The following is a 25,952-nucleotide window of genomic DNA, read 5'->3' on the forward strand; positions in this document are numbered from 1 at the left end:
ATCGCGTCAATCGAACAGGTCGGGCATGAAGCGATCCGAACAGGATCACTTCCGAAGATCACATGCCGACGGCCCGGTAGAGCGCGCCGACCTCCTTGCGGTCCAGCTTGCGGATCGCGCCGGGACGCTCGCTCGTCAGCTTCACCTCGTCGATCGCGGTGCGCACCAGGCGCCGCACCGGGTGCCCGACCTGCTCCAACATCCGCCGCACCACGTGCTTGCGCCCCTCGTGCAGGACGACCTCGACCAGCGCACGACCCTCGTTGACGTCGACCAGCCGGAACTTGTCGACCTTCACCGGACCGTCCTCGAGCTGCACCCCGGAGCGCAGCTGCTTGCCCAGGTCCTTCGCGATCGGCCCCGGCACCTCCGCCAGGTACGTCTTGAGCACCTGGTACGACGGGTGCATCAGCCGGTGCGCCAGCTCGCCGTCGTTCGTGATCAGCAGCAGGCCCTCGGTGTCGACGTCCAGCCGCCCCACGTGGAACAGCTTGCCGTCGCGCTCCCGCAGGTAGTCGCCGATGCAGGGCCGCCCCTTGTCATCGGACATGGAGCACAGGATGCCCTGCGGCTTGTTCAGCAGCAGGTGCTGCACGTCCTCGTTGACGACCACCCTGGAACCGTCCACGTGGATCACCGACGTCTGCGGGTCCACCCGGCGTCCGAGCTCGGTGACGACCTCGCCGTCCACCTCGATGCGGCCTTGGGTGATCATGCCCTCCGCGGCGCGACGCGAAGCCACCCCCGCGCGGGACAGCACCTTCTGCAGCCGGATGCCCTCCGGCTGCGAATCCGCAGCGGACGAAGAAGCCGGGGCACGGTGTTCAGACATCGTCGATCGTATCCACTTCAGGCAACAAGGGAGCCAGCGGCGGAAGATCCTTCAGCGACGACAGTCCGAGCCGTTCCAAGAACAGCTCCGTCGTGCAGTACAGGAACCCGCCGGTCTCCGGGTCGGTACCGGCCTCCTCGACAAGGCCGCGCCCCACCAGGGTACGGATGACGCCGTCGACGTTGACACCGCGTACCGCCGCCACCCGCGCACGGGTCACCGGCTGCCGGTACGAGATCACCGCGAGCGTCTCCAAAGCCGCCCGGGTCAGCTTCGCCCGTTGCCCGTCCAGCAGGTACCGCTCGACGTACGGCGCGTAGGTCTCGCGGGTGTAGAAGCGCCAGCCCTCACCGACTCGGCGCAGGTCGATGCCCCGCTCGGACTGCTCGTAGCCCTGCGCCAGCCGCTGCAGCGCAGTGCGGATCCGGGCGACCGGCTGCTCCAAGGTGTCGGCCAGCAGCTCCTCCCCAGCCGGAACGTCGACCACGAGCAGCAGCGCCTCCAACGCCGAGTCCAAGGCCTCGTCCGCGGTCAGGTCCGGCGGCGTGCGCGACACCGGGGCGCCCGGCGCATCCGCGCGAGGCTGCTCGGCCGCCTCAGCCGCGGGCTCCTGCCCGGCCGCCTCGGGCACGGCGGTGCCGGACTCGGCGAGGTCCTCCGCAGCCCGTTCCTGCTCGACCTGGGGCTCCGCGCCGGAAGCGTCGTCGTTCACTGCCCTCACCCGTATTCCTCGTCGTCCGCACTCCGCCGGTCCGCCTCGGCCGTCGCCCGCGCCTCTTCCAGGCTGCCGCCGACCCACCGCACCAGCAGATCCCCCAGCGGATCCTCCTGCTCGAAGGCGAGCACCTTCTCCCGGAACAACTCCAGCAACGCCAGGAAACGAGCCACGATCTCCACCGTGTGCTCGCAGTCCTCCACCAGCGTCGAGAAGTCCGCGGCGCCCAGCTCCGCCAGCCGCACCCGCAACATCGCCGCGTGTTCCCGCACCGACACCTGGTGCTGGTGGATGTGGTCCAGCGACACCGAAGGCGGTGGTTTCGGCCGGAAGACCGCGGCGGCGATCTCGGCCAGCCGCTGCGGGCCGACCCCGATCATCACCTCGGGCAACAACCCCTCGAAGCGCGGTTCGAGCGCCACCGACCGCGGATAGCGCCGCAGCGCTCCGGCCTCCAGCTCGCTGAACAGCGCCGCGACCTGCTTGTACGCCCGGTACTGCAACAACCGCGCGAACAGCAGGTCGCGCGCCTCCAGCAACGCCAGGTCGTCCTCGTCCTCCACCTCCGCGGCAGGCAGCAACCGCGCGGCCTTCAGGTCCAGCAACGTCGCCGCTACGACCAAGAACTCGGTGGTCTCGTCGAGGTTCCAGTGCTCCCCTAAGGCCTTGGTGTAGGCGATGAACTCATCGGTCACCTTGTGCAGTGCGACCTCGGTGACGTCCATCTGGTGCTGGGAGATCAACTGCAGCAGCAAGTCGAACGGGCCCTCGAAGTTGTCCAGCCGCACCGTGAAGCGACCGGAGGGCTGCGCCTCGTCCGGCGCACCGGCGGGACCCGGTTCGACGGGCGCGGTCTCGGCTTCGGCCCGGTCCTGCACCGGTTCGGCTTCGACCCCGCCGGTGGCGGAATCGGTCACTCGCCGGACTCCGCCAGCAGCCTGCGCACCAGCACCGAGTCCGCGCCTCGCGCATCAAGATCTGCGAGCAGCATCGCCACCCCTTCACGCACGACCCTGCCGCGATCCACCGCGATGCCGTGCTCAGCGCGCAGGGCGAGCCGGGCCTGTTCCAACGCCAGCAACTCCTCATCGGAGACGTACACGGTGATTTTCGCATCGTGCTTGCGGCGCCCCGACCCCGACCTGTCCTGGCGCGGCGCCTCGGGAGCAGCACGGTGCTCGGCCGGCGCCTCCGGGGTGCGCACCGTCGTCCGGAACAGCTCGGACGCACCGGGCAACTCGGCACGACGCCTCACACGCCCTCCCCGGCGCCCAGCCGCACGGGAACGATCACCGCGCGATCACCTCACGAGCCAGCGAGCGGTAGGCCTGCGCCCCCGCCGAGCGCGGCGCCCACCTGGTGATCGGCTCACCCGCCACCGTGGTCTCCGGGAACCGCACCGTCCGGTTGATCACGCTGTCGAACACGACATCGCCGAACGCCTCCACCACCCGCGCCATCACCTCGCGCGAGTGCAGGGTGCGCGGGTCGAACATCGTCGCCAGGATGCCGCTGATCTCGAGCTTCGGATTCAGCCGTTCCTGCACCTTCTCGATCGTGTCGATCAGCAGGGCGACGCCGCGGAGGCTGAAGAACTCGCACTCCAGCGGAATGATCACGCCGTCGGCGGCGGCGAGCGCGTTCACCGTCAGCAAGCCCAGCGACGGCTGGCAGTCGACCAGGATGAAGTCGTACTCCTTCATCGCCGGGAACAGCACGCGCTGCAGCGTCTGCTCACGACCGACCTCGGCGACCAGCTGCACCTCGGCGGCCGACAGGTCGATGTTGCTGGGCAGCAGGTCCATGCCCTCGACGGTCGTGGACATCACGACGTCGCGGACGTCCACCGCCCGTTCCATGATCACGTTGTAGATCGTCTGGTCCAGCTGGTGCGGCTGCACTCCCAGGCCGACCGAGAGCGCGCCCTGCGGGTCGAAGTCCACCAGCAGCACCCGGCGCCCGTACTCGGCGAGCGCGGCACCCAGGTTGATCGTCGACGTCGTCTTGCCGACGCCGCCCTTCTGGTTGCACATGGCGAGCACCGAAGCGGGACCGTGCCGGTCCAGCAGCGGCGGTTCCGGAATGTGCCTGCGCGGCCTGCCGGTCGGGCCGACGTTCCCGTCGGGCGACAACTCGGCTTCACCACCCGAAGCCGACGGCTTGTGCGGGGCGATGCTCAGGTCGACCGCGCCCCGGGACCGCCCTTCGGCGGAGGGCTGCGGTGTCGACATGGCGCTAGGACTCCTTGTCTGCCGGTGACGATCATACCGATCGAGCGCAGCCTAAGTGGCATTCACTACCTGCGGCAACGCGCCTCGCCGAGTCCCGGCGAAATGCGTGCCACCCCACTCCATCGAGTTCAAGTATCGCGTCGGAGCGCCCGCGGATGGGCCGTCGCATACACCTCGCGCAGCGTGTTCACCGTCACCAGCGTGTACACCTGCGTCGTGGTGACCGAGGCGTGGCCCAGCAATTCCTGCACCACCCGCACGTCCGCGCCGCCCTCCAGCAGATGCGTGGCGAACGAATGGCGCAGCACGTGCGGCGACACGGCACTGCTGATCCCGGCTCGGCCCGCCGCGGATTTCAACGCGTTCCACGCGCTCTGCCTGGACAACCGGCCGCCGTGCGAATTGAGGAATACCGCCGAAGCGCCTCTGCCCCGCGCCGCCAGCACCGGGCGGGCCCGCACCAGGTACGCGTCCAGCGCTTCCAGCGCCGGGCGCCCGATCGGCACCAGCCGCTGCCGTCCGCCCTTGCCGTTGAGCAGCACGGTGCGCTCACCCGAGTCGATGTCGTCGACGTCGAGGCCCACTGCTTCCGAGATGCGAGCACCCGAGGAGTACAGCAACTCCAGCAGCGCGCGATCCCGCAGGCCGCGGACGTCCCGCCCGTCGGCGCCGTCGAGCAACCGGAGCACGTCGTCGACCGGCAGCGCCTTCGGCAACCGCCGGGCAGGGCTGGGCGGCGAGACCTCTCGCGCCACGTCCACGTCGACCCACCCCTCGGCGTGGGCGAACCGGTGGAGTCCGCGCACCGCGACCAGCGCCCGCGCCGCCGACGACGGTGCGAGCGGGGCGTGTTCACCACGACCTTCGCGCAATTCCGCGGCGAACGAGGCCAGGTGCCGCGCGTCGACGTCGCGCAAGGTCCGCGCACCCGACTCCGCCACGTGCAGGCCGTACCGGCGCAGATCCCGCGAATAGGAGTCCAGGGTGCTGCGGGCACTTCCGCGTTCCACGGCCAAGTGGTCCAGGAAACCGGCGCACGCGGAGCGCAATGCCTCGGGAAGGTCCTCGAAGGCTTTCACTGCCGGACTCCTCTGCGCGAAACGAACAGGTCGCAGCTTAGGACGCCACGCCGCCGGAGCTCCGGCCACCCGCCATCGTGCCCAATTCCGAAAATCCTTGATCATTGCGTACCTCGGGCAGGGGAATGGCGGAGGAAGCATTGGGCCGAACGAATGCATCTCCGTTCGGCCGTCCACCACAAGACCTCTGGTCTCGTCTATTCTGATCAAGGTGAGCTCCCCGCACGATCCCGGCAGGATGCGCATCGGCGATCACGAACGCGCTCAAGCGATCCAGGCGCTCGGCGAGCACTACGCCTTGAGCAGGCTGTCCCTGACCGAATACGAAGAGCGCGTCGACCGCGCCACGGGATCCGTCACCCGCGGCGACCTGATGGAGCTGTTCAGCGACCTGCCCGCGCCACGACCGACCGGTTTCGCGCAGATCCCCCAGCCGATGGGTCCCGCACCGATGCCGTACGGCATGCCTCCGCACCCCTACGAGGGCGCGACGAGGTCCGACAAGTCACGGCTCGCCGCGGGGCTCCTGCAGATCCTGCTGCCGTTCGGGGTCGGCCGGTTCTACACCGGGCACACCGGCATCGCGGTGGCCCAGCTGCTGCTGTTCTTCCTCGGCGGAGTGATCACGTGCGGGCTCGGAACCTTCGCCGCGGTGATCTGGTGCGTGATCGACGGGATCGTCCTCCTGAGCACCGAGAGCACCGACGCGCACGGGCGCGTTCTGTCGTCCTGAACAGGGGTTCTCTCGGCCGGAGCAATGCGTCGTCCCTCGCGGAGCGCCCGGCTGCGCGGCGCGGGTTGGTCGTCGCGGAGTTCGACACTCCGCGACGACGCGTCACCCGTGCAGCCGGGAGCTCATCCGGTGCGGCCGGTCGATCCACTGCGCGGAAGCGGATCGCGGCTCGGCGGCGCCGGACCGCACCGCGTGCACCGCGAGCAGCCCAGCGACCGCGGGAGCGTTCACGATCTCCCCGGCGAAGACCATGCGCAGCGCCTCGTCGAACGGGAACCGGCGGATGACCAGGTCGGCCTCTTCGTCACCGGTCGCCGCCGGCCGCCCCACCTCGGTGAGCTCGCGCGCCAAGAACACGCGCTCGCTCTGATCGGTGAACCCCGGTGAAGAGGCGATGTCCGCCAGCACCGACCAGGTTCCCGCGGCCAGGCCGACTTCTTCGGCGAGTTCCCGCTGCGCCGTCCGCAGCGGGTCCTCACCTGCGATGTCGAGCAGCCCCGCGGGGAGCTCCCAGAGTCGCCGCCCCACCGGGTAGCGGTACTGGTGGATCAGGACCACCTGATCGTCCGCGTCGAGCGCCACCACCGACACGGCGCCGAGGTGCTCGACGACCTCGCGGCGGGCCTGGCCGCCACCTGGCATCGCGACCTCATCGGCCCGCAACGCGAGGATCTTCCCGACGTAGACGTCCTGGGACGTGACGGTGGCGAACCGGTGCGTGCCGTCGGTCCGTTCGATCTCGCCGTCGTGCGTGTTGTCTGCGCTCACGGAGCCACCCTACGGGTGGAGATCAGACCCCTGCCTGCACGTTGTCCGTCAACTCGACCGGGAGCCGTTCCGCCGCGCGGTAGTCGACGGCGGCCCGGACGAAGGCGGCGAACAGCGGGTGCGGACGGGTCGGACGGCTCTTGAGCTCGGGGTGCGCCTGGGTCCCGACGAAGAACGGGTGCTGCTCGGTCGAGAGCTCCACGAACTCGACCAGGCGGTCGTCGGGCGAGGTGCCCGAGAACACCAGACCCGCCTTGGCCAACCGGTCCCGGTAGGCGTTGTTCACCTCGTAGCGGTGCCGGTGCCGTTCGGCGACCTCGGTCGTGCCGTACGCCTCGGCGACCACCGACCCTTCGACCAGCTTCGCCGGGTACGAACCGAGCCGCATCGTGCCGCCCATGTCCCGATCCCCGGAGAGCACGTCGCGCTGGTCCGCCATGGTGCTGATCACCGGGTGCTGGCAGGGTTCTTCGAACTCCGCCGAATTCGCCCGCTTGAGCTCGGCCAGCGAGCGGGCCACCTCGATCACCATGCACTGCAGGCCCAGGCAGAGGCCCAAGGTGGGGATGCCGTGGGTCCGGGTGTACCGGATCGCCCCCAGCTTCCCTTCGATCCCGCGAACCCCGAAGCCACCGGGAATCAGCACGCCGTCCATGCCGGCGAGAGCGTGCGCGGCGCCCGCGTCCGTCTCGCATTCGTCGGACGGGACCCACGCGATCTCGACCTTCGCGCGATGCGCGAAGCCACCGGCGCGCAGCGCCTCGGTGACCGACAGGTAGGCGTCGGGCAGGTCCACGTACTTGCCGACCAGTGCGATCCGCACCCGCTCGGTCGGCTTGTGCACCCGGTCCAGCAGGTCGCCCCACACCGTCCAGTCGACGTCCCGGAACGGCAGTCCGAGGCGCCGGACCAGGTAGGCGTCCAGCCCTTCGCCGTGCAGCACCCGCGGGATGTCGTAGATCGACGGGGCGTCCGGGCAGGCGACGACCCCGTCGGAGTCCACGTCGCACATCAGCGCGATCTTGCGCTTGAGGTCCTCCGGGAGGTCCCGGTCGGCACGGCACACCAGCGCGTCGGGCTGGATGCCGATGTTGCGCAGCGCCGCCACCGAGTGCTGGGTGGGCTTCGTCTTCAGCTCGCCCGACGGAGCCAGGTACGGCACCAGCGACACGTGCAGGAAGAAGCAGTTGTCCCGGCCGACGTCGTGCCGCATCTGGCGGCAGGCCTCCAGGAACGGCAGGGATTCGATGTCGCCGACCGTGCCACCGACCTCGGTGATGACCACGTCCGGCGTCCGGCCGTCCTCGTCCGGCTCGGACATCGCACGGATGCGAGCGATGATCTGGTCGGTGATGTGCGGGATGACCTGGACGGTGTCGCCCAGGTACTCGCCGCGACGCTCCTTCGCGATGACCGCCGAGTAGACCTGGCCGGTCGTCACGTTCGCGTTCTTGGTGAGGTCCCGGTCAAGGAACCGTTCGTAGTGTCCGATGTCGAGGTCGGTTTCCGCCCCGTCCTCGGTGACGAAGACCTCGCCGTGTTGGAACGGGTTCATCGTTCCGGGGTCGACGTTGAGGTAAGGATCGAGCTTCTGCATCGTCACCCGCAGGCCGCGGGAGGTCAGGAGTTCGCCGAGACTCGACGCGGTCAGGCCTTTGCCGAGTGAGGAGGCGACACCTCCCGTGACGAACACGTGCTTGATCGTGCGTGCTTGCGGCACCAAGAAGGCTCCCCGTGGTCAAGCCGTCGCCGGGCTAGTGAATCTGCGCTGGCAGGACGGCTGATTCCGTCTCTCCCACGGGATTTCAGCCTAACGCACGATGAACCGCCGGTACACGGCGACCCGCATGGCTTGGAACACGATGCGGAGCTCCAGGTCAACCGCCGTTGGTGCACGCGTCACTCTGATCACCACCGCCCCACCCGCCTCTCGCGTCACCGGACCGGTGGCGTTCCCGCCACCTCGAGCCAGCGAACCGAGTCCTCGGGCGGCAGCGCGGCCGCCCGCATCCGCTCCACCAGCTCGCGGTGGTTCTGCACCGCCACCGGATCGTCGATCAGGCTGGTACTCGAACCGAACGTGCTCACCACCGCTTCGGGCAGCTCCAAGTCGAACGACAGCAGTGAGAACGGTTCATCGGCCGCCAACGCTCCCGCGCTGAACGGCAGCACCCGGACCGTCACGGCCTCCCGCTGCGCCAGCTCTCGCAACCGTCCGAGCTGCCGCTCCAGCACGCCTCGCCCACCGACCTCGCGGCGCAACGATGATTCGGCGAGCGTCAAGTCCAGCCGGAGCTCACCGGATTCCACCCGCTGCTGGCGGCGGCGGAGCACTTCGAGCGACCGTTCGACCTCCGCCGCGGACCGGTCCGCCAGCCGCACCGCCTTGACGGCCGCCGCGTACTCGGCGGTCTGCACCAGCTCAGGCACCGACTCGGTGGCGAACACCTGCACCGCCGCGGCCTCCGCCTCGAACCCGATGTGCTGGCGCGCATCCGGGGGCAGCACGTCCCGGTAGGACTCCCACCACCCGCGACGCCGAGCGGAGTGCGCCAGGGCCACCAGTCGATCTCGGTGCTCCGCGGCGGCGTGGCAGATGTCCGCGAGCGCGATGACCGCGTCGACCCCGACGTGCTGCCGAGCCCCCTCGATCTTGCTGATCTTCGCTTGGGGCCAGTCCAGCCGGGCGGCGACGTCGGCGTGGGTCAGCCGGGCCGCATGCCGCAACCTCCGCAGCTCTCCGGCGAGCAGGTGGCGGCGGACCATCGGACTGCCCGACGCGTGACCTGGTGGGCTTTCGAGGTCCCGACCGAGGTCTTCCCGCCGGATTCCGGCTGGAACGTCCCTGCCGTCGTCCGACGCGGACCGACCGGAGCCGAAGTCGTCGGCACGGCCGTGCTGGGTGGATCGCATCTCGCTCATGGACTCAAGTCTGATCACGCCGCACCGCGCGGTCCAGGAATGTCACTCCATCGAATTATCGCGAATCGAATAATTCTCGAACATCATCGATGGCATGGACCTCACCACCCGGCCCGGCGCCGCCCCCTCCGTCCGCGTCCTGCCCCTCCCCCGGACGCGGCCGGAGCGCCGGGCCGCCCAGCCGGGCGGCGCACTCGCGTATGCGCCGCCCGGCGCGGCCGCACCGCCGGGCCGGGCACGGCTCTGCTCAGTCGCGCGTACCGGGCACCATGCCCTCTGCGCTGCTGGCCGTGCCGTAATGCCCGGCCCGGCGGTCGAGCTGTTCCCGCAGCGCCAGCACCGCGGCGACCTCGCCCTGGGGTGTGTCGGCGTTGTCCACCGTCGACAGCGCCGACGAGACCGCCGTGTCGGCCCGCGCGAACCCGACCGGCCCGTCACCGGCCGCGGACCCGCGGCCACCTGCGAGCACCGCACCACCACCGGAGCGGTCCAGCTGGAACGCGAAGCGGGCCAAGAACGCCGCCCGATCCGCGGCGCCGGCTCCACCACGCCCTTGGCCGGTCAGCACGAGCGCGAGCGGCGCGGAACGCACATCACCCACCGCCGTGGCGAAGCCCCCCTCGGTCAGCCCGGACATCGCGGCCGCGCGTTCCTCCGGGGAGACCTGGGGTGCACCCGTCCGCTGGTCGACCAGGGTCAGCGGCCCGAGCAGCCCACCGGTGAGCGTGCCGACGTCGGTAGCGGTGGGCAGCTGCACCCCTGCGGGCAGCAGCCGGGTCACCAATCGGCGTACCTGGTCGGAGCGGTCCGGATCCGCCACGGTCTCGGACAGGCGCACCTCGCCGGTGACTTGCGCGCCAGAGGCTTCGACCATCCCGCGCATCGCCGCCCTGTCCTGTTCCGGCACGTCCCAGGAGCTGAAGAGGACGACGCCGCGGTCCGCGAGCCGACCCTGCACGGCCAGCGGCGCGGTCGCCGCGCTGAACCGGTGCGCGCCGTCGAGTTCCCCGCGCAACGCGGCCCGGTCGGCCTCCAGCTCCTCCACCTGGCGTCCCAGGGAGTCGCGTTCCTGTCCGACGTGCGAAAGCAGCCGTTCGCTCAGCGACGTCGACCCGAGCACGATGCCCACGGCCAGCGCCAGCAAAACCGCGATCAGGGAGATCACGTGGTGCCGCAGCGAGATCATGCGAACCACTCCCCCAGCCGACCGAAGGCCGAACGGGCGAAGTCGACGAGCACCGCGAGGAAGGAGGCGCCGAAGCCGGACACCGCCAACGCCACGCCCAACACCACGAGCGCGGCCACCAGGAGCATGGCGAGCGCACCGTTCGATCCCGCGGCCCGCTGCAACGACGCGACCGCCGCACCGTCGACGAGCCTGCTGCCCAGCCGCAACCGCGTCAGGAAGGTGGACGGGTTCGAGCCGGACCGACCGCGATCGAGGAATTCGTGCAACGTCGCCTGGAACCCGACCGTCACCACGAGGCGGGCGTTGTGAGCATCAGCGATCAGCAAGGCGAGGTCCTCCGGATTCCCGGAGGCGGGGAACGTCAGCGCACCGATGCCGAGATCTTGGATGCGCTCGATCCCCGGCGCATGGCCGTCGAGGTGGGCGGGCACGACCACCTCCGTCGCCCGCTTCAGCGTGTCGGTCGCGATGCCGCTGGGGTCACCGACGATCACGTCGGGGTGGTAGCCGGCGCGCAGCAGCGTGTCGGCCCCAGCGTCCACGCCGATCAGCACCGGCCGGTAGTGCTTGATGTAGCGCTTGAGGCGCTTCAGGTCGTCGGCGTGCCCGTAACCGGGCACCAGCACCAGCACGTGGCGCCCCTCGATCGGCACCGTGACCGCGGGGACGCCCACGCCGTCGAGGATGAGCATCCGCTCGGTGCGCAGGAACTCGATGGTGTCGGCCGAGAACGCTTCGAGCTGAGCGGTCATCCCGGTCTTCGCCTCGATCAGCTGGTCCGCGATCGAGTCGGCGTCCTGGTCGGTTCCGGACGCGAGCTCGCGGTCACCGGAGTACACCCGCCCCTCGTGCAGCCGCAGCCGAGCTCCGTCCTTGATCATTCGCATCGGATCCCTCCCGACGCGGTCGATCAAGGTGACCCCGGCGGCGGACAGCACTTCCGGCCCCAAGTTGGGGAACCGGCCCGAGATCGACGGCGCGGCGTTGACCACGGCGACGACACCGGCCGCCACCAAGGCGTCCGCCGTCCGACGATCGAGGTCGACCTGATCCAGCAGAACGATGTCACCGGGGCCGAGCCGCTGCGGCAGCTCGCCGGAACGACGTGGAACGCGCGCCGTTCCGGTCACTCCCGGCCGAACTTCCTCCTGGCGTGCGAGCAGACCACTGAGCTTCATGGACCGATGGTGACAAAGGGATCACCGTCCGAGCGGCCGCCACGCCGTAGCCGTAGGTCCGATCAGTCCATCTTAATTGATCCAAATGGACCAATCCGGTCAGTGGCGTCCAGCGGCGTCCTTCTTCTTGCCGCGGCCCTGCCCGCGGCCGGGCTCGGCCATCGACTTGTGGGAGGCGGCGGTCGCCAACAATTCCTCGGCATGGGCGCGCCCCGTGGCCGTGGAGTCCAAACCGGCCAGCATTCGGGCCAGCTCGGCGACCCGCTTCCCGGCGGCGACCGTGCGCACGTCGCTACGGGTCAGCCCGGTGTCGTTCGATCCCTTGTCGACCACCAGGTGCCGGTCGGCGTACGCGGCGACCTGGGCGAGGTGGGTCACCACCACGACCTGGTGGGTGCGGGCCAGCCGCGCCAGCCGACGACCGATCTCGACGGCCGCGCGTCCACCCACCCCGGCATCGACCTCGTCGAACACCAGCGTCGGCACCGTGTCGGCGTCCGCCAGCACCACTTCCAGCCCGAGCATCACCCGCGAGAGCTCACCGCCCGAAGCTCCCTTGTGGATCGGCAGCGACGGCGCTCCGGAATGCGCGATCAGGCGGAGCTCGACCTCGTCGGTCCCTTCCGGGCCCGCGGCCAGGGTCCGGTCGCCCACCCGCAGGGCGGACGAGTCGGACTCGTCGATCTCCTTGGGCTCGACCACGACCTCCAACCGGGCCTGCGCCATGGCCAGTCCGGTGAGCTCCTCGGACACCGCCGCCGCGAGTCCAACGGCGGCTTCCTGCCGCTCCTTGGACAGCACCTGGGCGTGCTCGGCGAGTTCGACTGCGAGCTCATCGCGGCGCTGCGCGAGCGCGGCGAGCGCCTCGTCCGAAGTGTCCATCCCCGCCAGGCGTTCACGCGCGTCGGCCGCCCATGCGAGGACGCCGTCGACGTCGGCGGCGTACTTCTTGGTCAAGTTCTTCAACTCGGCCTGCCGAGCCAGCACCTGCTCCAGCCGCCCCGGATCGGCGTCCAACCGGTCCAGGTAACCGCCGAGCTCGGCGCCGACATCGGCCAGCACCGCGGTGGCTTCCGCGACCCTCGAGTCCAGCTCGCGCAGCACGGGGTCCTCGGCTCCGCCGAGCCGACGGCGCGCATCACCGAGCAATCCCATCGCGCCGGGAGACTCAGGATCGCCGTCCGCCGCTCCGCTCACCGCGTGCTGAGCGCCCGCGGCGATCTCGCGCAACTGGTCCACGTCGGAGAGCCGGCGCGCCTCATCGACCAAGGCGGTGTCCTCGCCCTGCTCGGGGGCGACGGCCTCGATCTCGTCCACTCCGTGCCGGAGCATCTCGGCCTCACGAGCCCATTCGCGAGCGCGCTCGGTGCGTTCGGTCAGCTCCCGCACCGCGTCAGCCCATTCGGCACGCACCCGCTGGTACTGGGCGAGCACGTCGGCCACCGGATCTCCGGCGAACCGGTCCAGCACCGCCCGCTGCTCACCGGCGCGCAGCAGCCGGAGCTGATCGTTCTGCCCGTGCACCGCCAGCAGCTGCTCGGACAGCTCGGAGAGCACCGCGTTCGGCACCGCCCGACCGCCCAGGTGCGCGCGGGAACGACCATCGTTGTTCACGCTGCGCAGCGCGATGAGGCTGCCGTCATCGTCCGGTTCGGCACCGGCGTCCCTGGCGACCTTCGCCGCCCCCGTCTCAGGGGCGACCTCGAACCGCCCTTCCACCAGAGCCCGAGGACTATCGGATCGGACTCGCGAAGCATCGGCGCGCCCACCGCTGAGCAGATGCAGCCCCGTGACCACCATCGTCTTGCCAGCTCCGGTCTCACCGGTCACCACGGTCAGGCCAGGGTGCAGCTCCAGCGTGGCATCGTCGATGACTCCCAATCCTTGGATGCGCATCTCAGCCAACACATCAAGCACCCTAGCGGTCGGCCCCGACCGCCCGAGCCCCGCCAGCCCGATCAATGCCACCGATCCGAGCGGGGACGTACCTCCCGGACGCTCCGGCAGGCCGATCATGGCCGGTCAGTCGGCTGCCGGGCCGCGCCACCCTTGCACCGGCAATTCGAACTTCCGCACCAGACGGTCGGTGAAGGACGCGTCGTACAACCGAACCAGCCGCAACGGGTTCGCCCCGGCGATGACCTCGACCCTGGCGCCCGCGGGCAGGTCGAAGTGCCGTTGCCCGTCGCAGCACAGCACCGCGTCGTGGCCACCGTGGTCGATCTCCAGCGCGACCGTCGAATTCCGCGACACGACCAACGGGCGGGCGAACAACGCGTGCGCGTTGCTCGGCACCACCAGCAGAGCCTCCACCTCGGGCCAGACGACCGGGCCACCCGCCGAGAACGCGTAGGCGGTGGATCCGGTCGGGGTCGAGCAGAGCACTCCGTCGCATCCGAACGCCGACACAGGATGACCGTCGACCTCGACGACCACGTCGAGGATGCGCTCCCGGCTGCTCTTCTCGACGCTGGCCTCGTTCAACGCCCACGTGGTGGCCAGCACCCGCCCGTCGAGCATCGCGGTGATGTCGATGGTCATGCGTTCTTCGACGTGGTAGCGCCCCTCGACGACCGCGAGCACCGCTTGGTCGAGCGCGTCGGAGTCGGCTCCGGCGAGGAACCCGACGCGCCCGAGGTTGACCCCGAAAACCGGGACTCCGGGCAACCGGGCGAGCTCGGCGGCGCGCAGCAGCGTGCCGTCACCGCCGAGGACGAACACCAACTCCGTTCCCGCGGCCGCGTGCGGCCCGGAGGACACGGCCTGGGTGTAGCAGCCGGGGCTGAGGTCGCGCGCCTCGTCCTCCAGCACCCGAACGCGCACCCCGGCTCCGACCAGCTGCCCGGCGACCTTCTCCGCCGTGCGCAGATTGTGCTGTTTACCGGTGTGGACCACCAGCAGCACCTCTCGGGTCAACTCCGGCTCCCTTGTCGGTGCTCGGTCGTTCCGGCTGGAGCCTCCCCGGCTCCGCCGTTCTTCCCCGTCGTCTGCGGGCCTCGGCGCACCGCGTCCTCGACGAGTTCCGAGGCCACGGCTGGTTCCGTGCTCGCCCCCGCCCGCAGCCAGACGAAGAACTCGACGTTGCCCGACGGACCCGGCAGGGGACTGGCTTCGACGCCCTGCACACCCATCCCGGCGTCGGCGGCGAAGCGCACGACATCGAGCACGGCCTCGGCGCGCAATTCAGGATCGCGCACCACACCGCCGGACCCCAACCGCTGCTTGCCCACCTCGAACTGCGGTTTGACCATCGGAACCAGATCGGCGCCCGGCTTCGAGCACGCCAGCAACGCGGGCAGCACCAACTTCAGCGAGATGAACGACAGATCGGCGACCACGAGGTCCACCGGACCGTCGATGTCGGTCGGCTCGAGCGCGCGGACGTTGGTGCGGTCGTGGATCCGAACCCGCTCATCGGTCTGCAGCGCCCACACCAGCTGGCCGTACCCCACGTCCACGGCCACGACCTCACGTGCCCCTCGGCGCAGCAGGACGTCGGTGAATCCACCTGTCGACGCCCCGGCATCGAGGCAACGACGCCCTTCGACGGACAGGCCCGACTCCCCGAACACGTCCAGCGCACCCAGCAGCTTGTGCGCGCCGCGGGAGGCCCACCGCGGATCTTCGACGTCTTCGGTCACGACCACCGGAGCGTCGATCTCGACGGCGGTGGCGGATTTCCGGGCGAGCATGCCCCGCACCGTCACCCGGCCCGCGGCGATCAGTTCCGCGGCGTGCTCGCGGGACCTGGCCTGCCCACGTCGTACGAGTTCAGCGTCCAAACGCGCCTTGCGCGGCATCCTGATCACCCACCGCCGGTCGAGCCGGACAGCATGTTCTCGGCTTTGCTCAGCGCGTCCGACAGCGCCGTGTGCACGGCTTCGAATCGTTCGACGTGGTCTGCCACCGGCAGCTCGCGCACCTCGTCGAGCCGTGCGAGGGCCTCACCGATCGCGTGCTCGGCCGCCGACCCGTCGTCCGACGGTCTCGCCAACATCGACGGGTTCGGGGCGTGAGAGCCGCCCTGTCCTGGAGAGGTCATCGTCTCCCGCTTCTGTTGCCCACGTCGCCGGACGTGTCACGACGACTACATCAACGCTATCCGACCAAGACGACCGGTGTGCGGACCCTGGCCGCTTCAGCCCAGGGCCAACTCGCGCAACGCATCGCTGGACGCGGCGTCCTGCGCACGAACCTCGACGGGGCCGGAACCGAGCGGCCACCAGGCCGCGCACAACGCGCGGAGCGCACCGAGAGCGGCGACCCGTGCCTCGCCGGAGTCCGGCTGCGGCGCGGTGTCCGCCGACAGCTCCAGCACTCCTTCGCCGACGCGAACCTTCCAGCCCGCCTGTTCACCGACCACCGTGGCCGACGGCGGCAGGTTCAGCCCGCGCAGATCGTCCGCGACGTGGTCCGGACGCTCCTCGACGGGGGCGAACAACACGTCGGCGGCCGTGCCGACGCCGGTCAGCACCATCAGGGACGGCATCCCCGAGCGGACGGCTCCGCCGATGTCGGTGTCCAGTCGATCGCCCACCATCAGCGGACGGCTCGCCTGCGCCGAGGACACGGCGCGGGCCAGCAACGGCCGTTCCGGTTTGCCCGCGACCTGCGGCTCCTGCTTGGTCGCCGCACGAAGCGCAGCGACCATCGAACCGTTGCCCGGCAGCTCGCCGCGTTCGGTCGGCAAGGTGGCGTCGGCATTGCACGCGACCCACAGCGCCCCGTCCCGGATCGCCAAGCACGCCTCCGCGAGGTTCCACCAGCCGGTGTCGGGCGAATGCCCCTGCACCACCGCGACCGGCTCGTCCGCGTTCTCCCGGACCGGGGTGAGCCCGACCTGCGCGACCTCGTCCGCCAACGCCGCCGACCCGACCACCAGCACCTTCGCCCCGGCGGGCAACTGCTCGGCGAGCAGTGCCGCACCTGCTTGCGAACTGGTGCTCACCTCGTCGGGAGTGGCGCTCAAGCCGAGCGAGTTCAAGTGCTCGGACACGGCCTGCGCCGGCTTCGAGGCGTTGTTGGTCACGTAGCGGACCAGAACGCCTCGAGCACGGACCTCCGCGATGGCTTCGTCAGCGCCGGGAGCGAGCTGCCCACCGCGGTACACGGTGCCGTCGAGATCGAGCAGCACCACGTCGTGGTGATCGAGCAAGGTGCCGGTCACTGCGATTCGTCCCCTCGCGGGTCACTCGCCTTCACTGCACGGTCGGTCTGCGCCGCCTCGTCATCGGCGTCCTTCGACACCTCGGCGGCCGGAATGTCCGCTTCATCGTCGACGACCGCTGCGGGCGTCTCATCGAGGTGCTGGTCGTCCTCCTCGGCATCGTCGATCTCAGCGGACTCCACGACGGCGGCCGGACCCGCTGCCGTCGCCTCTGCCACGAGCTCTTCCGCATCGACGTCACCACCGAGCTGGGCGACCAGTTCGTCCAGACGCTCCGGCGCGTCGGTGTCACCGTCGTCGTCCGCGTGGGCCGCATGCACGAACCACGTGAACGACTCCTGAACCCGGTCGGCCGCGAGCAGGTTGTCCGCGTACGCGTAGAACAGCCGGGCGCTCCAAGGCTCCTGCTGCTTCGGGTCGAGTTCGGGGATCTGCAGGCTCACCACCGACGCCTCGATCTCACCGAGATCCCGGCGGGCACCGGCCGCAACGATCCGCAGCTCAACGGCTTCCCCGCCGACCAGTTCGGCCGCCTCGGCGCTCCGGCTCAGCTCGAGGGCGCGCTGCGGGCGGCCCAGTGCGCGCTCGCAGTCCGCCATGATCGCGATGTGGCCGGGACCGCCGCCCATGCGGCGGGCGGCGCGCAGCTCGGACAGCGCCTCGGTCCACTCACCCATCTGGTAGGCGCACAGACCGTTCGCTTCACGTGCCGCACCGATCCGCGACGCGCGGTGCCGGGCGTAGCGGGCGTGCACCAAGGCCTGTTCCGGGTCGGTGTCCATCAGCTTGCCGGCCGCGACCAGGTGGGCCGCGACCTTGTCCGCGAGGCCCTTCGGCAGCGAACGCATGTCGCGACGGATCTCGCCGTGCAGTTCGGAAGCGTCGACGTCCTCCGGCAGTTCGGGAGCCACCTCCACCGGCTTCGCATCCACGGCTTCGTTCGCCGACGTCCCCTGCCGGGGGTTGCCCCCGCGATCGTCCCGCCGCGGACCACCCCGCCCGCGGTCGTTCGAATTCGGACGCTGCCGGTCGTCCCGGCGCGGCCGGTCGTTGTCGAAGCGTTCGCGCTTGCCTTGCGGCCGAGGGGCACTCCGGCGGTCGTCGCGCTGCCGGTCGTTCGGCGGGCGGCCACCACGGTCGTCGCGCCGGTCGTCGTTGTACCGCCGATTCCCGCCGCGGTCGTCGCGACGCTTGTCCGCCCAAGGGCGGTCATTGCGGTCGCGACCCTCGTTCTTGCGGTCGTTCCACGAACGGTCCGTCCTCGGCCGGTCGTCGCGTCGCCGATCGTCAGGGCGCTGTCCACCGCCCTGGTAGCGGTTGCCACCCTGCCGGTTGTCGTCCGGGCGGCCGCCGCCACGCCGGTCGTCGTCGCGCCGGTTGTCCGGTCGGCGGTCGTCGCGCTTGAAGTTCGAGTTGGGCCGGTCCCGCCGGTCATCGAACCGGGGCTTGTCCCTGCGGTCACCGCCGCGGAACTCGCCGCGAGTGCGGTCGTCCCGCCCGCGGTCGTCGCGCTGGGGCCGGCTCGGACGGTCATCGCGGTCGAACCGACCGCCGCGGTCATCCTGCCGGTCGAAGCGGCGCGGACCGCCACCGGCACCCCGGCCACCATCGTTGCGCCGGTCGTCGCGGGGACCACTACGCCGCTGGTCGGACGGACGTCCGCCCTTGCGGTCGTCGAACTTCGAGTCCCGGCGGAATCCGCCCTTGTCGCCAGGACGGCCCTTGCCGTCCTTGCGGTACTTCGAATCGTCCTTGCCACCAGGGCTGCCCCAGGTCTGCTCATCGCGACCTTGGCCGAACGCGCGCTGGCGGTGACCACCGTCGGCACGACGATCCTCGATGCGAGGACCGCTGCGACGGTCGTCCCGTCGATCCTTGTTCCCGAACCGGTCGCCGCCACCACGACCCTGGCGTCCGCGATCGTTCGCCGAGCCGCGGGACCCACCGTCGCGGCCGCGGTCGTTCTTAGCGCCGCCGAACCCGCGTCCGGCCGACCCGTTCCTGCCGGCCTGGCCGCTACGGCCGGAATCGGCTCCGCGGCGGTCGCCGCCGCCACGTGTGTCGTCGGACCCGGACACCAGACCTCCTGGAAACGTACAACTCGGTTAACTACCAGCGTAGACCTCAGCGCCACCCGCTCAGTCGGGAGCGCCTGCGTGCGCTGCGGGACGGATCAGAACCAGTCCTCGGCACGAAAAAAAGGGGCCGACCGGTCCGTCCCGTTGGACGGGCCCGGTCGGCCCCTTCTGATGAGTATTGTCGGCGGTGTCCTACTCTCCCACACCCTATCGAGTGCAGTACCATCGGCGCTGGAGGGCTTAGCTTCCGGGTTCGGAATGGGACCGGGCGTTCCCCGCTCCGCTAAAACCACCGACAAACCACATACACCACAAAACAACCAGCACACCGGTCACCGTGGTGAAACCTATTCAGAAATCAACAACCCAAAGTTGTTGTCTCAGACACCGTATAGTGGATGCGTAGCAATCTTTGTGAACAAGTCCTCGGCCTATTAGTACCCGTCCACTCCACACATTACTGTGCTTCCATGCCGAGCCTATCAACCCCATCATCTCTAGGAGGCCTTAACCCACAAAGGGTGGGAGACGTCATCTTGGAACAGGCTTCCCGCTTAGATGCTTTCAGCGGTTATCCCTCCCGAACGTAGCCAACCAGCCCTGCTCCTGGCGGAACAACTGGCACACCAGAGGTCCGTCCGTCCCGGTCCTCTCGTACTAGGGACAGCCTTCCTCACATCTCCTACGCGCGCGGCGGATAGGGACCGAACTGTCTCACGACGTTCTAAACCCAGCTCGCGTGCCGCTTTAATGGGCGAACAGCCCAACCCTTGGGACCAACTCCAGCCCCAGGATGCGACGAGCCGACATCGAGGTGCCAAACCATGCCGTCGATATGGACTCTTGGGCAAGATCAGCCTGTTATCCCCGGGGTACCTTTTATCCGTTGAGCGACACCGCTTCCACCTGCCAGTGCCGGATCACTAGTCCCTGCTTTCGCACCTGCTCGACCTGTCAGTCTCACAGTCAAGCTCCCTTATACACTTACACTCAACACCTGATGACCAACCAGGCTGAGGGAACCTTTGGGCGCCTCCGTTACCCTTTGGGAGGCAACCGCCCCAGTTAAACTACCCACCAGGCACTGTCCCTGAACCCGATCAGGGTCCGAGGTTCAGATGCTCAGAACGACCAGAGTGGTATTTCAACAACGACTCCACACCCACTAGCGTGAACGCTTCACAGTCTCCCACCTATCCTACACAAGCCGCACCGAACACCAATACCAAGCTATAGTAAAGGTCCCGGGGTCTTTCCGTCCTGCCGCGCGAAACGAGCATCTTTACTCGTACTGCAATTTCACCGGGCCTGTGGTCGAGACAGCGGAGAAGTCGTTACGCCATTCGTGCAGGTCGGAACTTACCCGACAAGGAATTTCGCTACCTTAGGATGGTTATAGTTACCACCGCCGTTTACTGGCGCTTAAATTCTCCGCTTCACACCAAAAGATGCTAACGGGTCCTCTTAACGTTCCAGCACCGGGCAGGCGTCAGTCCGTATACATCGTCTTACGACTTCGCACGGACCTGTGTTTTTAGTAAACAGTCGCTTCTCCCTGGCCTCTGCGGCCACCACCAGCTCCCACCGCAAGGATGATCACCAGCCGTGGCCCCCCTTCTCCCGAAGTTACGGGGGCAATTTGCCGAATTCCTTGACCACAGTTCACCCGACCGCCTCGGTATACTCTACCTGACCACCTGTGTCGGTTTCGGGTACGGGCCATGCACACACATCGCTAGAGGCTTTTCTCGGTAGCACGGGATCACTGACTTCACCACAACGGCTACGCATCACCCCTCACCCTTCACGCCGCCCGGATTTACCTAGACGACAGGCTACAGGCTTACACCAGTACTACCACTCACTGGCACAGCTACCCCACTACGTCACCCCATCACTTGACTACCGCGGAATCAGGTCCCATGCACTCACACAACAACTCCGAAGAGCCACCATGCTCGCGGATGGTTAGTCTCAACCGTTTCACCATGGGCGCGTGCACACGGGTACGGGAATATCAACCCGTTCTCCATCGACTACGCCTGTCGGCCTCGCCTTAGGCCCCGACTCACCCTGGGCGGACGAACCTGCCCCAGGAACCCTTAGTCAATCGGCGGCAGAGATTCTCACTCTGCTCTCGCTACTCATGCCTGCATTCTCACTCCCACACACTCCACGCCAGCCTTACGGCGACGCTTCACTGCATGCAGGACGCTCCCCTACCCAACCAAGCAAAACTTGATTGACACGGCTTCGGCGGTGCACTTCAGCCCCGCTACATTGTCGGCGCAGGACCACTTGACCAGTGAGCTATTACGCACTCTTTCAAGGATGGCTGCTTCTAAGCCAACCTCCTGGTTGTCTGGGCAATCCCACATCCTTTCCCACTGAGCGCACACTTAGGGGCCTTAGCCGGTGTTCTGGGCTGTTTCCCTCTCGACGATGAAGCTTCTCCCCCACCGTCTCACTGCCACGCTCAACCCAGGCGTATTCGGAGTTTAGCTGACGTCAGTAACCCATAAGGCCCATCAACCAACCAGTGCTCTACCCCACCCAGGCAACACGCAACGCTGCACCTAAATGCATTTCGGGGAGAACCAGCTATCACGGAGTTTGATTGGCCTTTCACCCCTACCCACAACTCATCCCCCAGGTTTTCAACCCTGGTGGGTTCGGGCCTCCACACGGTCTTACCCGCGCTTCACCCTGGCCATGGGTAGATCACTCCGCTTCGGGTCTGCACCACGCGACTCAACGCCCTCTTCAGACTCGCTTTCGCTCCGGCTACCCCACACAAGGTTAACCTCGCCACGCAGCAGCAACTCGCAGGCTCATTCTTCAAAAGGCACGCCATCACACAACCCCAAAAGGTCACGCTCTGACGGATTGCAGGCACATGGTTTCAGGAACTATTTCACTCCCCTCCCGGGGTACTTTTCACCATTCCCTCACGGTACTATCCACTATCGGTCACCAGGAAGTATTTAGGCTTAGCGAGTGGTCCCGCCAGATTCACAGCACCCTCCACGGAAACGCTGCTACTCGGGAACACCACCACACGCGCCATGTGCATTTTCGCCTACGGGACTCTCACCCACTCCGGCCAGGCATCCCAACCTGTTCAACTAACACACACAACCACGCTGAAGAGCCGGCAGCCTCCTCCAGTAATGCCCCACAACACCGAACACGCAACCCCTGCCAGGTATCCCACGCGCCCGGTTTAGCCTCCTCCGCTTTCGCTCGCCACTACTCACGGAATCACCAGTGTTTTCTCTTCCTACGGGTACTAAGATGTTTCACTTCCCCGCGTTCCCCCCGCAACCCTATACATTCAGGAAGCGGTAACCCGACATCACTCGGGCTGGGTTTCCCCATTCGGACACCCTCGGATCACAGCTCGGTTGACAGCTCCCCGAGGCATTTCGCAGCCTCCCACGTCCTTCATCGGCCCCTGGTACCAAGGCATCCACCATGTGCCCTACATAACTTGGCCACAAAGATGCTCGCATCCACTATACAGTTCTCAAACAACAACCAAGAAAACACACCACGTGTGTTCTCTCAGACACCCAACAGCGTGCACGATGACAATCAAAACCGAGTGGCATTTCCACTAATCCTATGAGCCTTCCAGGCAGAAGAACATGCGTCTCCTACACCCGGAACACCCCACAACCCGGTCACCCGGACTATGGATGTGATATTGCTCCTTAGAAAGGAGGTGATCCAGCCGCACCTTCCGGTACGGCTACCTTGTTACGACTTCGTCCCAATCGCCAGTCCCACCTTCGACCACTCCCCCCACAAGGGTTGGGCCATGGGCTTCGGGTGTTACCGACTTTCATGACGTGACGGGCGGTGTGTACAAGGCCCGGGAACGTATTCACCGCAGCACTGCTGATCTGCGATTACTAGCGACTCCGACTTCACGGGGTCGAGTTGCAGACCCCGATCCGAACTGAGACCGGCTTTAAGGATTCGCTCCACCTCACGGTATCGCAACCCTCTGTACCAGCCATTGTAGCATGTGTGAAGCCCTGGGCATAAGGGGCATGATGACTTGACGTCATCCCCACCTTCCTCCGAGTTGACCCCGGCAGTCTCCTGCGAGTCCCCACCATCACGTGCTGGCAACACAGGACAAGGGTTGCGCTCGTTGCGGGACTTAACCCAACATCTCACGACACGAGCTGACGACAGCCATGCACCACCTGCACACAGGCCACAAGGGAAACCCCCTCTCAGGGGCGATCCTGTGCATGTCAAACCCAGGTAAGGTTCTTCGCGTTGCATCGAATTAATCCACATGCTCCGCCGCTTGTGCGGGCCCCCGTCAATTCCTTTGAGTTTTAGCCTTGCGGCCGTACTCCCCAGGCGGGGCGCTTAATGCGTTAGCTACGGCACAGGAACCGTGGAAACAGTCCCCACACCTAGCGCCCACCGTTTACGGCGTGGACTACCAGGGTATCTAATCCTGTTCGCTCCCCACGCTTTCGCTCCTCAGCGTCAGTATCGGCCCAGAGACCCGCCTTCGCCACCGGTGTTCCTCCTGATATCTGCGCATTTCACCGCTACACCAGGAATTCCAGTCTCCCCTACCGAACTCAAGTCTGCCCGTATCGACCGCACGCCCACCGTTAAGCGGCAGGTTTTCACGGCCGACGCGACAAACCGCCTACGAGCTCTTTACGCCCAATAATTCCGGACAACGCTCGCACCCTACGTATTACCGCGGCTGCTGGCACGTAGTTAGCCGGTGCTTCTTCTACACCTACCGTCACCCGAAGGCTTCGTCGATGTCGAAAGAGGTTTACAACCCGAAGGCCGTCATCCCCCACGCGGCGTTGCTGCGTCAGGCTTTCGCCCATTGCGCAAGATTCCCCACTGCTGCCTCCCGTAGGAGTCTGGGCCGTGTCTCAGTCCCAGTGTGGCCGGTCACCCTCTCAGGCCGGCTACCCGTCGTCGCCTTGGTAGGCCATCACCCCACCAACAAGCTGATAGGCCGCGGGCTCAACCTGCACCGCCGGAACTTTCCACACACAGACCATGCGGCCATGTGTCCTATCCGGTATTAGACCTCGTTTCCAAGGCTTATCCCAGAGTGCAGGGCAGATTACCCACGTGTTACTCACCCGTTCGCCACTCATCCACCCCGAAGGGCTTCAGCGTTCGACTTGCATGTGTTAAGCACGCCGCCAGCGTTCGTCCTGAGCCAGGATCAAACTCTCCAACAATGTTTAGAGAAAAATCCTGCCCCGAAATAAACGAGGCACCCCGATCAAAACCACAAAGGCCGACCAGGGCATAAAATCAATCTAATGAGTTACCACTCATCATCATCGGCACGCTGTTGAGTTCTCAAAGAACACACCCACACCATCACCCACAACCCCCAACCTCAGGGCCGCGAACTCCGGGGAGTCATTTCCGTCTTTCGTTCTTGCGATGTTCCAAACTCTAGCAGGCCCGTTTTTCCGCTGTTTCAGGGGGGTCAACCTCGCGGTCACCCGCACCCCGGAACGTCGAGAAACCCGATCCGCATTTAGAGTTTTGTATTCGAGTCACCCACTCTACCAGGACTAACTGGGAGCTTGGTTCGTGACCCCGTCGCGCCCGGTCCGTTTGTTTCCGGCCCGTTCCGCGCTGACTTGGAATAAGTTACGCGCCGACCGACTCAAAGTCAAGTCAGCGCCCAGCAGGACCGGAAGGAGGTAAACCAGCAGGTCACCCGCCGTTTCCGGCCCTGCGAACAGGCTAGTACAGCACCTTGATCCCTGCAGTGTGACGCTTGCCACGTCGAATGACCGCCCAGCGGCCGTGCAGCAGGTCCTCCTTCGACACGGACCACGTCTCATCTGCGATTTTGGTGTTGTTGACGTAGGCGCCGCCTTCGTTGACGGTGCGCCGGGCGGCCCCGCGGCCCTGTGCGAGACCTGCTTCGACGAGCAGGTCGACGATGGTCGGCTCGTCGGACAGGCGCACTTCGCCGGTGGGGACCTCGGCCATCACGGCGTCCAGCGTGGCCTCGTCCAGCTCGGCGAAGTCGCCGCGGCCGAACAGGGCTTGGCTGGCGGCGATGACCTGGTGGGTCTGCTCCTGCCCGTGGACGAGGGTCGTGAGCTCTTCGGCGAGCCTGCGCTGGCCGGCGCGCTGCTGCGGGCGCTCGGCGGTGGTGCGCTCCAGCTCCTCGATCTCCTCGTGGTCGAGGAACGTGAACAGGCGCAGGTACTTGCCCACGTCGGCGTCCGAGGAGTTCACGAAGTACTGGTACCAGGCGTAGGGCGAGGTCAGCTCGGGGTCGAGCCACACGTTGCCGCCGCCGGTGGACTTGCCGAACTTGCGGCCCTCCGCGTCGGTGACCAGCGGGAGGGTCAGGGCGTGGCCGGTGGCGTTCTCCTGGCGGCGCAGCAGGTCCACGCCTGCGACGATGTTGCCCCACTGGTCGGAGCCGCCGAGCTGCAACCGGGTGCCGTGCCTGCGGTAGAGCTGCACGAAGTCGTTGGCCTGCAACAGCATGTAGCTGAACTCGGTGTACGACAGGCCGTCGCCTTCCAGGCGGCGCTTGACCGTCTCCCTGGACAGCATCGTGTTGATGGAGAAGTGCTTACCGACCTCGCGGAGGAACTCGGTGACCGGGAGCTGCGCGGTCCAGTCCGAGTTGTCGGCGACCAGCGCGCCCGTCGGGGACTCCGGAGCGCCGTCCGGGACGAAGTCGACGAACTTCGCGAGCTGGTGCCCGATCCGCTCCGTCCACTCCCGCACGGTGTCGATGTCGTGCAGGTTGCGCTCACCGGTGTCGCGCGGGTCGCCGATCAGGCCGGTCGCGCCGCCGGAGAGCACCACCGGGCGGTGCCCGGCGAGCTGGAAGCGGCGCAGCGTCAGCAGCGGGATGAGGTGACCGGCGTGCAGGCTCGGCGCGGTCGGGTCGAAGCCCGCATACAGAGTGAGCGGTCCGGAGTCCAGGTCCGAACGCAGCGCGTCGAGGTCGGTGGATTGCGCGATCAGGCCGCGCCAGGACAGCTCGTCAAGGATGTGCTCGCTCACGCGACCAGTCTGG

General features: G+C 67.5%; 19 protein-coding genes and 3 rRNA genes. 1 reads left to right on the top strand and 21 read right to left on the bottom strand.

From position 1 onward, the window contains the following. Window positions 1–58: 58 nt before the first annotated feature. The 6 genes from BJ969_RS18840 to xerD all read right to left on the bottom strand — a co-directional run bounded on the left by BJ969_RS18840 (window position 59) and on the right by xerD (window position 4,857). Complete coding sequence (locus BJ969_RS18840; RefSeq protein ID WP_184480528.1) at window positions 59–832, bottom strand: pseudouridine synthase; 774 nt, start codon at window positions 830–832, stop codon at window positions 59–61. Then, complete coding sequence (gene scpB, locus BJ969_RS18845) at window positions 825–1,553, bottom strand: SMC-Scp complex subunit ScpB (RefSeq protein WP_425503564.1); 729 nt, start codon at window positions 1,551–1,553, stop codon at window positions 825–827. The genes BJ969_RS18840 and scpB overlap by 8 nt, the downstream gene beginning before the upstream one ends. Further along, a complete protein-coding gene (locus tag BJ969_RS18850; RefSeq protein ID WP_184485486.1) occupies window positions 1,550–2,425 on the bottom strand; it encodes a segregation and condensation protein A in 876 nt (291 codons plus the stop codon). Before BJ969_RS18850 ends, scpB begins: the two co-directional genes overlap by 4 nt. 35 nt (window positions 2,426–2,460) lie before the next feature. After that, complete coding sequence (locus tag BJ969_RS18855; RefSeq protein ID WP_184480530.1) at window positions 2,461–2,802, bottom strand: hypothetical protein; 342 nt, start codon at window positions 2,800–2,802, stop codon at window positions 2,461–2,463. A gap of 34 nt (window positions 2,803–2,836) precedes the next feature. Next, window positions 2,837–3,778: a ParA family protein gene (locus tag BJ969_RS18860; protein WP_184480532.1), complete on the bottom strand. Its 942-nt coding sequence runs from the start codon at window positions 3,776–3,778 to the stop codon at window positions 2,837–2,839. Window positions 3,779–3,906: 128 nt separating this feature from the next. Further along, entirely contained in the window at window positions 3,907–4,857 is a 951-nt protein-coding gene (xerD, locus tag BJ969_RS18865) for a site-specific tyrosine recombinase XerD (RefSeq protein ID WP_343071484.1), read from the bottom strand. A gap of 211 nt (window positions 4,858–5,068) precedes the next feature. On the opposite strand from xerD, the gene BJ969_RS18870 reads away from it, so the two are divergent. Further along, complete coding sequence (locus BJ969_RS18870) at window positions 5,069–5,590, top strand: DUF1707 domain-containing protein (RefSeq protein WP_184480535.1); 522 nt, start codon at window positions 5,069–5,071, stop codon at window positions 5,588–5,590. A 102-nt stretch (window positions 5,591–5,692) separates the two neighbouring features. Here BJ969_RS18870 and BJ969_RS18875 read toward each other — a convergent pair whose 3' ends face one another. The 15 genes from BJ969_RS18875 to tyrS all read right to left on the bottom strand — a co-directional run bounded on the left by BJ969_RS18875 (window position 5,693) and on the right by tyrS (window position 25,939). After that, complete coding sequence (locus BJ969_RS18875; RefSeq protein ID WP_425503565.1) at window positions 5,693–6,358, bottom strand: NUDIX domain-containing protein; 666 nt, start codon at window positions 6,356–6,358, stop codon at window positions 5,693–5,695. A 22-nt stretch (window positions 6,359–6,380) separates the two neighbouring features. Further along, window positions 6,381–8,078, bottom strand: a complete 1,698-nt coding sequence (gene pyrG, locus BJ969_RS18880; RefSeq protein ID WP_416309482.1) for a CTP synthase — start codon at window positions 8,076–8,078, stop codon at window positions 6,381–6,383. 215 nt (window positions 8,079–8,293) lie between these two features. Then, window positions 8,294–9,280: a helix-turn-helix domain-containing protein gene (locus BJ969_RS18885; protein WP_184480539.1), complete on the bottom strand. Its 987-nt coding sequence runs from the start codon at window positions 9,278–9,280 to the stop codon at window positions 8,294–8,296. 247 nt (window positions 9,281–9,527) lie between these two features. Beyond that, window positions 9,528–10,466, bottom strand: coding sequence for a copper transporter (locus BJ969_RS18890; protein ID WP_184480541.1), 939 nt, complete (start codon window positions 10,464–10,466; stop codon window positions 9,528–9,530). Beyond that, entirely contained in the window at window positions 10,463–11,647 is a 1,185-nt protein-coding gene (steA, locus tag BJ969_RS18895; protein ID WP_184480542.1) for a putative cytokinetic ring protein SteA, read from the bottom strand. The genes BJ969_RS18890 and steA overlap by 4 nt, the downstream gene beginning before the upstream one ends. Before the next feature lie 99 nt (window positions 11,648–11,746). Then, window positions 11,747–13,555 carry a DNA repair protein RecN gene (gene recN / locus BJ969_RS18900; protein WP_184480544.1) on the bottom strand — a complete coding sequence of 603 codons (1,809 nt, stop codon included), beginning with the start codon at window positions 13,553–13,555 and terminating at the stop codon, window positions 11,747–11,749. Between the two features lie 114 nt (window positions 13,556–13,669). Next, window positions 13,670–14,563 carry an NAD kinase gene (locus BJ969_RS18905; protein ID WP_184480546.1) on the bottom strand — a complete coding sequence of 298 codons (894 nt, stop codon included), beginning with the start codon at window positions 14,561–14,563 and terminating at the stop codon, window positions 13,670–13,672. Further along, entirely contained in the window at window positions 14,560–15,447 is an 888-nt protein-coding gene (locus BJ969_RS18910; protein ID WP_184480548.1) for a TlyA family RNA methyltransferase, read from the bottom strand. Before BJ969_RS18910 ends, BJ969_RS18905 begins: the two co-directional genes overlap by 4 nt. Before the next feature lie 5 nt (window positions 15,448–15,452). Next, on the bottom strand, window positions 15,453–15,689 hold the full coding sequence (locus BJ969_RS18915) for a hypothetical protein (RefSeq protein ID WP_343071485.1): 237 nt from the start codon (window positions 15,687–15,689) through the stop codon (window positions 15,453–15,455). Window positions 15,690–15,785: 96 nt separating this feature from the next. Next, the gene (locus BJ969_RS18920; protein ID WP_184480550.1) at window positions 15,786–16,814 is read right to left on the bottom strand and encodes an HAD-IIA family hydrolase; all 1,029 of its coding nucleotides are present in this window, start codon (window positions 16,812–16,814) and stop codon (window positions 15,786–15,788) included. Further along, a complete protein-coding gene (locus BJ969_RS18925; protein WP_184480552.1) occupies window positions 16,811–17,662 on the bottom strand; it encodes a tetratricopeptide repeat protein in 852 nt (283 codons plus the stop codon). The genes BJ969_RS18920 and BJ969_RS18925 overlap by 4 nt, the downstream gene beginning before the upstream one ends. A gap of 1,409 nt (window positions 17,663–19,071) precedes the next feature. Next, window positions 19,072–19,189, bottom strand: a 5S ribosomal RNA gene (gene rrf, locus BJ969_RS18930). Window positions 19,190–19,306: 117 nt separating this feature from the next. Continuing rightward, window positions 19,307–22,388: ribosomal RNA gene (locus BJ969_RS18935) — 23S ribosomal RNA — on the bottom strand. A gap of 221 nt (window positions 22,389–22,609) precedes the next feature. After that, a 16S ribosomal RNA gene (locus BJ969_RS18940) occupies window positions 22,610–24,129 on the bottom strand. The 16S, 23S and 5S rRNA genes sit together here, the layout of an rRNA operon. 520 nt (window positions 24,130–24,649) lie before the next feature. Further along, window positions 24,650–25,939: a tyrosine--tRNA ligase gene (gene tyrS / locus BJ969_RS18945; RefSeq protein WP_343071486.1), complete on the bottom strand. Its 1,290-nt coding sequence runs from the start codon at window positions 25,937–25,939 to the stop codon at window positions 24,650–24,652. Window positions 25,940–25,952: the final 13 nt, after the last annotated feature.

The sequence above is a fragment of the Saccharopolyspora gloriosae genome (assembly GCF_014203325.1).
GTDB classification, from domain to species: domain Bacteria; phylum Actinomycetota; class Actinomycetes; order Mycobacteriales; family Pseudonocardiaceae; genus Saccharopolyspora_C; species Saccharopolyspora_C gloriosae.